This window comes from Myxococcus sp. CA005 (assembly GCF_006518205.1).
Classification (GTDB): domain Bacteria; phylum Myxococcota; class Myxococcia; order Myxococcales; family Myxococcaceae; genus Myxococcus; species Myxococcus xanthus.
Map to the genome: position 1 here is coordinate 145,987 of NZ_SRLV01000009.1, position 7,820 is coordinate 153,806.

The window sequence follows — 7,820 nt, forward strand, 5'->3', positions numbered from 1 at the left end:
ATGGCGCTCTTGTCCATCCGCAACGTCTTCAAGAGCTACTTCCTGCACGGCAAGCGCATCGACATCCTTCGAGGCGTCTCGCTGGACATCCAGCGGGGAGAGCTCGTCTCGCTGGTGGGCGCGTCCGGGGCGGGGAAGAGCACCTTCCTGCACGTCCTGGGCACACTGGATGCCCCGGCCGCCGGCGAGGTGATGTTCGAGGACCGCTCGGTGTTCTCCATGAACGACGCGGAGATCGCCGAGTTCCGGAACCAGACCATCGGCTTCGTCTTCCAGAGCCACTTCCTCTTGCCGGAGTTCACCGCCCTGGAGAACGTAGCCATGCCCGCCCTCATCCGGCGACAGGACCGCACCGCCGCCTACGCCTACGCCCGTGAACTGCTGGAGCGGGTGGGACTGGGACACCGCGTGGACCACCGTCCAGGGGAATTGTCGGGTGGTGAGGCCCAGCGCGTGGCCCTGGCGCGCGCCCTGGTGCTCAAGCCCGCGGTGTTGCTGGCGGACGAGCCCACCGGCAACCTCGACCCGGCGACGGGCGAGGGCATCCACCAGCTCCTGCGGGAGGTCAACCGCGAGCAAGGCATCACCGCCGTGGTCGTCACCCACAACGAGACGCTTGCCCGCTCCATGCCCCGCCGCCTCAGGTTGGCAGGGGGCGAGGTGTCGGAGGCGTGATGTCCTGGCAATTTTGCATTGAGGCCCTGCTGGGCCTTCCCGTAGATTGCCCCGCCTTTTCCTGGCCGGTCTCCCCTTGAGGCACCCCGTTCTGTCGCGCAAGTCACTGCTCCCGCTGCTGGCGGTCGCCATGTGGTCCCTCGTGCCCGGCTCCGTGCTGGCGCAAGAGGATGAGGGCGCCGCCGCGCCTTCTGCCGTGCCCGAGGTGACCGCTCCCGCTGCTCCTGCCGACGTGGCCTCCGAGCCCGCGCTCCCCGATGACGCCCCGGTGTCGCCGGAGGATGCCCGCCGGGTGGTGGAGGTCCGCGTCGAAGGCAACCGGCGCGTTGAGGCCGAAGCCATCCGCCGCGCCCTCCGCACCCGTGTGGGGGACGAACTGAGCCCCACGCGCACCGCCCAGGACCTCCGGGCGGTGTGGGCGCTGGGCTACTTCCAGGACGTGGAGCTGCTCGTCCAGCGGCTGGCCCGCGGCGTCGCCTACGTGGTGCGCGTGGAGGAGCGCCCCACCGTCCGGCTCGTCCAGCTCGTCGGCAACGAGGAGCTGAGCAAGGACGACCTGAAGGAGGAGATTGACGTCAAGCCCTCCACCATCCTGGACATGGAGCTGGTGCGCTCCAGCGTGCAGAAGATCCAGGCGAAGTACGTGGAGAAGGGCTACTTCCTCGCCGAGGTCAGCCACCAGCTCAAGCCCGTCGAGGGCGGCGCCAACGTGGATGTGGTGTTCAACATCAACGAGCGCGCCAAGGTGATGGTGAAGCAGATCACCATCCTCGGGGCGGAGAAGCTGTCCGCCTCGGAGCTGAAGGAGACGATGATCACCCGCGAGGGCGGGTTCCTCTCCTTCTTCACCGGTGAGGGCACCTACCGCGAGGAGGCCTTCCAGCGCGACCTGGCCGTCATCCAGATCGCCTACTACGACAAGGGCTTCATCAACGTCCGGGTGGACAAGCCCACCGTCCAGCTCTCCGCGGACAAGCGCTTCATCTTCATCACCCTCCGCGTGACGGAGGGCGAGCCGTACGACATCGGGAAGATCGACTTCTCCGGGGACCTGCTCGACGACGTCACCAAGGAGCAGATGGCGTCGATGATGAAGTCCGCCACCGGCGGGCGCTTCAACCGCTCGCAGCTGTCGCAGGACATCCTCTCCGTCTCGGACGTCTACTACGACCGCGGCTACGCCTACGCGAACATCAACCCCATCACCAGCGTCAACGCGGACAACCGCACGGTGGACCTGACCTTCGACGTGCAGAAGGGGCCCCAGGTCACCATCGAGCGCATCGACGTGGTGGGCAACAGCAAGACGCGTGACAAGGTCATCCGCCGCGAGCTGCGCGTCTACGAAGGAGAGCTCTACAGCGGCACCGGTGTGCGCCGCAGCCGCGAGCGCGTCACCGCGCTGGGCTTCTTCGAGACAGTGGAAATCACCCAGCGCCCCGGCTCGGCGGACGACACCATCGTCCTCCAGGTGGAGGTGAAGGAGAAGGCCACCGGTACGTTCCAGGTCGGCCTGGGCTTCTCCAACGTGGAGAACTTCATCTTCACGGCGCAGATCGCCCAGAACAACTTCCTGGGCTGGGGCCAGAGCGTCTCCGCGTCCGCGCAGATTTCCGGTCTGCGCTCCCTGGTGCAGCTGTCCTTCTACGACCCGTACTTCCTGGACACGCGCTACCTGCTGTCGGCGGAGTTCTTCCGCATCCAGGCGGACTACGAAGGCTTCATCCGCAATTCGACCGGTGGCACGGTGTCCATCGGCTACCAGTTCATCGACGACCTGCTGGGCACCATTGGTTACTCGCGTGAGTGGGTCAACGTGGAGGCCGGGCAGAACCTGGGCGCGGTGCTGCTGGCCAACCAGTTCCTGTCCGGAACGACCAGCGCGGCCCGCCTGTCGCTGTCGTTCGACCGGCGCGACAACCGCCTGTTCCCGTCGCGTGGCTTCATCCACTACGGCTCGGTGGAGCTCGCCCCGGACTTCCTGGGCGGTACGTTCCTCTACAACCGGTACACGGCCTACTCGCGGCTGTACTTCCCCATGCCGCTGGGCTTCGTCTTCAAGACGAACGCCACCATTGGCTACATCCAGCAACTGGACCAGAACAAGCCGCTGCCCATCTCCGAGCTCTACTACGTGGGCGGCATCAACAGCGTCCGCGGGTACTTCCTGCGCAGCATCAGCCCGTCCGTGAAGGTTCCCCGCTCCGGCAGTCCGGACGCGACCGTCACCGATTTCCGGGTCGGCGGTAACAAGCAGCTCATCTTCAACTTCGAGCTGGAGTTCCCCATCTTCGAGAAGGCCGGCCTGCGCGGCGTCGTCTTCTACGACGCGGGTAACGCCTTCGCGGCGAATGAGCGCTTCTTCGAGGACCGCCAGGACCGGCTGCCGGCCGGTCTCTTCCATGCCGCCGGCTTTGGATTCCGCTGGTTCTCGCCCATTGGCCCCCTGCGCTTCGAGTGGGGCATCCCGCTCACCAAGCGGCCGGAGGACGACAACATTCTGTTCGAGTTCACTATCGGCAACTTCTTCTGATAAGCCCTTGGCCCGTCGTCCGGCGTCCGCGCCCACGGGCGGAGGGAATTGAAGATGCCCGATAGGCGTACGTCGGAGCTTGTACCCTTCCTGAGGAGTTGCTGAACATGTCGCTTCGCACCACCATCGCGGCCACGGCCGCCGCTCTGTCGCTCGCCCTCCCGGTGGCCGCCTCGGCCGCCGAGCTGAAGGTCGCCTACGTGGACCTCCAGAAAGTCATGCTGGAGGTGGATGACGGAAAGGCCGCCAAGTCCCGTCTCCAGAAGTGGCTCGACGACCGCCAGAAGGAAATCGACAAGGAGCAGAACGCGCTCCGCGCCGAGAAGGAGACGCTCGACAAGCAGGCCAGCGCCATGAGCGCGGAGAGCAAGGCCCAGAAGGAGGCCGAGCTCCAGCGCAAGGTGATGTTGCTCGCCCAGAAGTGGGAGAAGAGCCGCGCCGAGGCCGCCAACAAGGAGCAGCAGGAGATGAAGCCGATCATCGACAAGATCGACTCCATCATCAACACCATCGCCGAGCGCGATGACCTGGGCTTCGTCCTCGAGCGCCGCGACTCCGGCATCGTCTACGCCCGCTCGCAGCACGACATCTCCAACGAGGTCATCCGGGCGTACAACAGCTCGAAGAAGACGGCGGCGAAGGACGCCCCGACGAAGAAGTAGCCGTCACTCCCAACTCGTGCAGACCGCTCCCATGCCCCGCCAGCTCGGGGAACTCGCCGCCCACGTGGGTGGAGAGCTCCTCGGTGACCCCTCACAGCTCATTCACGGACTCAACGGGCTTGAAGAAGCCGGCCCGGGAGACGTGTCTTTCTACGGAAACCCGCGCTATCGGCGCCAGTTCGAGGCCACCCGTGCCTCGGCGGTGCTGGTGGGCGCCGACGTGCCCCCCCGCGAGGGCGTGGCGCTGGTCCGGGTGGCCAACCCGCATCTGGCGTACGCGAAGCTGCTGCGCCTGTTCCATGCGCCAGAGCGTCCCGCCGCGGGCGTGAGGCCCGGCGCCTGGGTCCATCCCGAGGCCACCGTCCATCCGGAGGCCGTGCTGCTGCCCGGCGCGTCGGTGGACCGGGGCGGACGGGTGGGCGCGCGCACGGTGCTGTACCCGGGCGCCTACGTGGGCGAACAGGCCGAGGTGGGGGAGGACTGCGTCCTGTACCCCAACGTCACGGTGCGCGAGCGCTGCATCGTGGGCGCGCGCGTCATCCTCCACGCTTCCAGCGTGGTGGGCGCGGACGGCTTCGGCTTCGCCTTCAACCCGGAAGGCGAGGCGGGGCCGGAGCACTTCAAGATTCCCCAGGTCGGCATCGTCCGCATCGAGGACGACGTCGAGGTAGGGGCGTGCACCTGCATCGACCGCGCGACGGTGGGCGAGACCGTGGTGGGGCGCGGCGCGAAACTCGACAACCTGGTGCAGATTGCCCACAACGTGCGAGTGGGCCCGCTGTCCCTCATCTGCGCTCAGGCCGGTGTGTCCGGCTCGGCGGAGGTTGGGACGGGCGTGGTGCTCGCGGGGCAGGTTGGCGTGGTGGGGCACATCCGCGTCGGTGACCTGGCCAAGGTGGGCGCGCAGTCCGGCGTCGCGCACGACGTGCCGGACGGCCAGGTGGTGAGCGGTAGCCCCGCCGTTCCCCACCGAGAGTGGCTGCGGGCCAGCGCCGCGGCGGGCCAGATGGCGGACCTGCTCAAGGAAGTGCGCGCCCTGCGGCGCCGGGTGGAGACGCTGGAGAAGGAAAAGGGGCCGTGATGGACATCGGAGAGATTCTCAATCTGCTGCCGCATCGGTACCCGTTCCTGCTGGTGGACCGGGTGGTGGAGATCATCCCGGGCCAGAAGCTGACGGCCTACAAGAACGTCACCATCAACGAGCCCTTCTTCAACGGGCACTTCCCCGGTCACCCGGTGATGCCGGGTGTGCTCATCCTGGAGGCGCTGGCGCAGGCGACGGCCATCCTCGCCTACAAGAGCGAGAACATGGATCCGTCGCGCAAGCTCACGTACCTGATGGGCGTGGACGGCGCGCGCTTCCGCAAGCCGGTGTTGCCGGGGGATCGCCTCCAGTTGGAGATCGAGGTGGTGCGTCACAAGGGCGCTGTCTGGAAGACGAAGGGCCTGGCGACGGTCGACGGCGCGCGTGTCGCCGAAGGCGAGTTCCTGGCAACCGTCGTGGACAAGGACGCCGACGCGGCTGAGAGCGCGGCATCCTGATTCGCGCCCCGCGAGCACGAGGAGACTTCATGGCTCAGGTTCATCCCACCGCGGTGGTTCATCCCGACGCCCGCCTTCACGAAACCGTCGAGGTCGGCCCCTATTCCATCATCGGTCCCCAGGTAACGATTGGTGCAGGCTCCCGCGTGGGGCCCCACGTCGTCATCGAAGGCCGCACGACGCTGGGCGAGCGCAATCGCATCTTCCAGTTCGCCTCCGTTGGCGCCGACCCGCAAGACCTCAAGTACGCGGGCGAGGACACGGAGCTGGTGCTCGGCGACGACAACCAGATTCGCGAGTTCGTGTCGCTGCACAAGGGCACCGCCGGTGGTGGCGGCGCGACCCGCGTTGGCAGTGGCAACCTCTTCATGGCCAACTGTCACGTCGCGCATGACTGCGTGGTGGGCAATGGCTGCCGCATCGGCAATGGCTCCGCGCTCGCGGGCCACGTGACGATGGAGGACCACGTCATCATCAGCGGCCTTGCGGCGGTGCATCAGTTCACCCGCCTGGGCAAGCACGCCTTCATCTCCGGCGGCGCCATGGTGACCATGGACATCCCGCCGTACGCCACCGCCCAGGGAGACCGGGCGGAGCTGGTGGGCCTCAACACGGTGGGCCTGGAGCGCAGCGGTTTCTCCAAGGAGCAGATCGAGCGGGTGAAGGAAGCGCACCGCATCCTGTTCCGCTCGAAGCTGACGCTCCAGGAGGCCATGGTGCGGCTGCGCGCGGAGCTGGCGGGCCACTCCGAGGTGGACCACCTCATCCAGTTCATCCAGCAGAGCAAGCGCGGCCTCACGCGCTGACGCCGTGAGCGACGGAGGGGAATCGGCGGTGGATCGGATTGGCCTCATCGCGGGCAATGGTCGGCTGCCTTTTCTCTTCGCGCGCGCCGCGAGGAAGAAGGGCCTGGAAGTCGTGGCCGTGGCGCACCGGGGAGAGACGGACCCGGCGTTGGCGGCGGAGGTGGACCGGCTGACGTGGGTGCGTGTCGGTCAGGTGGACCGCATCCAGAAGGCCTTCCGGGAAGCGGGCGTGAAGCAGGCGGTCATGGCGGGCGGCATCGGCCGCGTGCGGGCGCTGGCGGAAGCCCGGCCGGACCTGGGCGCGGTGCGCATCATCTCCCGGCTGCGAAGCTTCCGGGATGATGCGCTGCTGCGCGCGGTGGCCTCGGACTTCGAGTCGCGCGGCGTCACCATCATCGCTCCCACGGACTTCCTGGGTGAGGTGCTGTGCCCGGAGGGCCACCTCGCGGGGCCTCGGCTGCACCCGGCGCAGGAGAAGGACGTGGCCCTGGGCCGCGAGGTCGCCATGCTGCTGGGCCAGGCGGACGTGGGGCAGACAGTGGTGGTGCACAACGGCCACGTCCTGGCGCTGGAGGCGGTGGAGGGCACGGACGAGGCCATTCTCCGGGGCGGCAGGCTGGGTGGCAATTCAGGCGCCGTGGTGGTGAAGCGCTGCAAGCCGCAGCAGGACCTCCGCTTCGACCTGCCGGCCGTGGGCCCTCACACGCTGGAAGTCATGCAGGAGGTGGGCGCGCGCGTGCTGGCGCTCGAGGTGGGACGCACGGTGCTGCTGGACGCCCCGGCCCTCTTCGCGGGCGCCGAGTCCAGGGGCATCACCATCGTCGGCGTGCCCTGAGCCCCGGCGGCGGGTGACGGAGCGGGACCTGCCCGTTCAGGTGTGGGACGGACTGCGACCAGCAGGGCCTCGTTCCCCTGTCCGGGCTCCCCTGGGATGGGGGGCGATTGAATACCGTTGCACCTCCAACGTCCCCCACGGGGAGCGTTTCCCTGCACGCCACCTCGTCCTACCCTCGCGGAGCAGTCCATCCACACGTGCCGCGGTTGGTCGCGGCCCGTGACACCCGAGGCCTACACCGCGCCATGAACGCCCGCCTGCTGCTCCTCGCCTTTGTCCTGTCTTCGCCGATGCCGGTGCTCGCGGACGCCGTTCGAGTCTCCCTGGAGGGGCGCGCCGTGCTGGGGGAGAAGCTCCCGGCGCTGCTGGTCCACATCGAGGAGCCCATCGCGGGCTTCGAGGTGAAGCTGAAGCGCAGCGACGGCCAGGACGTGGAGGTGAAGGGCGGCGGGAGTCCGGGCCTCACGCGCCGCATCGAGCTGAATCAGCCGGAAGGCCGCTTCCGCTACGAGGGAGCGCTCACGGTGCGCTTCCCGGATGCGGAATCCGGCGTGATGCCGTTGTCTTTCGACACGGAGCTCTACGGCACGCTGAAGCTGGACGTCCGCAAGGAGGACGTGGACGTGGCCGCGCGCCGGCTGCGCTTCGTCCTGTCCCGGCCCGCGAAGCGCGCGGAGTTGACGGTGTTGATGGACACCGGGAAGAAGGCCTTCGAGGGCGAGGTGCCATTCAAGGGGGAGGCGGGGGGGACGCCACTGGAGCTGACG

General features: G+C 67.9%; 7 protein-coding genes and 1 pseudogene. All 8 read left to right on the forward strand.

The annotated features are described in order from the left end of the window. Entirely contained in the window at window positions 1-675 is a 675-nt protein-coding gene (locus FMQ63_RS06160; protein ID WP_011554716.1) for an ABC transporter ATP-binding protein, read from the forward strand. A 130-nt stretch (window positions 676-805) separates the two neighbouring features. After that, window positions 806-3,208, forward strand: coding sequence for an outer membrane protein assembly factor BamA (bamA, locus tag FMQ63_RS06165; RefSeq protein ID WP_225909983.1), 2,403 nt, complete (start codon window positions 806-808; stop codon window positions 3,206-3,208). A 107-nt stretch (window positions 3,209-3,315) separates the two neighbouring features. After that, window positions 3,316-3,870, forward strand: a complete 555-nt coding sequence (locus tag FMQ63_RS06170; protein ID WP_026114175.1) for an OmpH family outer membrane protein — start codon at window positions 3,316-3,318, stop codon at window positions 3,868-3,870. 31 nt (window positions 3,871-3,901) lie between these two features. Next, the gene (gene lpxD / locus FMQ63_RS06175; RefSeq protein WP_043612861.1) at window positions 3,902-4,951 is read left to right on the forward strand and encodes a UDP-3-O-(3-hydroxymyristoyl)glucosamine N-acyltransferase; all 1,050 of its coding nucleotides are present in this window, start codon (window positions 3,902-3,904) and stop codon (window positions 4,949-4,951) included. After that, entirely contained in the window at window positions 4,951-5,412 is a 462-nt protein-coding gene (fabZ, locus tag FMQ63_RS06180) for a 3-hydroxyacyl-ACP dehydratase FabZ (protein ID WP_011554712.1), read from the forward strand. The genes lpxD and fabZ overlap by 1 nt, the downstream gene beginning before the upstream one ends. 29 nt (window positions 5,413-5,441) lie before the next feature. After that, window positions 5,442-6,218, forward strand: a complete 777-nt coding sequence (gene lpxA / locus FMQ63_RS06185; RefSeq protein WP_011554711.1) for an acyl-ACP--UDP-N-acetylglucosamine O-acyltransferase — start codon at window positions 5,442-5,444, stop codon at window positions 6,216-6,218. Between the two features lie 28 nt (window positions 6,219-6,246). After that, entirely contained in the window at window positions 6,247-7,053 is an 807-nt protein-coding gene (locus FMQ63_RS06190) for an LpxI family protein (RefSeq protein ID WP_011554710.1), read from the forward strand. Between the two features lie 245 nt (window positions 7,054-7,298). Beyond that, window positions 7,299-7,820 (forward strand): annotated as a pseudogene (locus FMQ63_RS06195) (OmpA family protein); the annotation flags it as partial.

Bases quoted from the DNA above. Each gene is read 5' to 3' on its own strand.
- FMQ63_RS06170 (WP_026114175.1), top strand. From the start codon at position 3,316: ATGTCGCTTCGCACCACCATCGCGGCCACGGCCGCCGCTCTGTCGCTC.
- bamA (WP_225909983.1), top strand. From the start codon at position 806: ATGTGGTCCCTCGTGCCCGGCTCCGTGCTGGCGCAAGAGGATGAGGGC.
- lpxD (WP_043612861.1), top strand. From the start codon at position 3,902: ATGCCCCGCCAGCTCGGGGAACTCGCCGCCCACGTGGGTGGAGAGCTC.
- lpxA (WP_011554711.1), top strand. From the start codon at position 5,442: ATGGCTCAGGTTCATCCCACCGCGGTGGTTCATCCCGACGCCCGCCTT.
- fabZ (WP_011554712.1), top strand. From the start codon at position 4,951: ATGGACATCGGAGAGATTCTCAATCTGCTGCCGCATCGGTACCCGTTC.
- FMQ63_RS06160 (WP_011554716.1), top strand. From the start codon at position 1: ATGGCGCTCTTGTCCATCCGCAACGTCTTCAAGAGCTACTTCCTGCAC.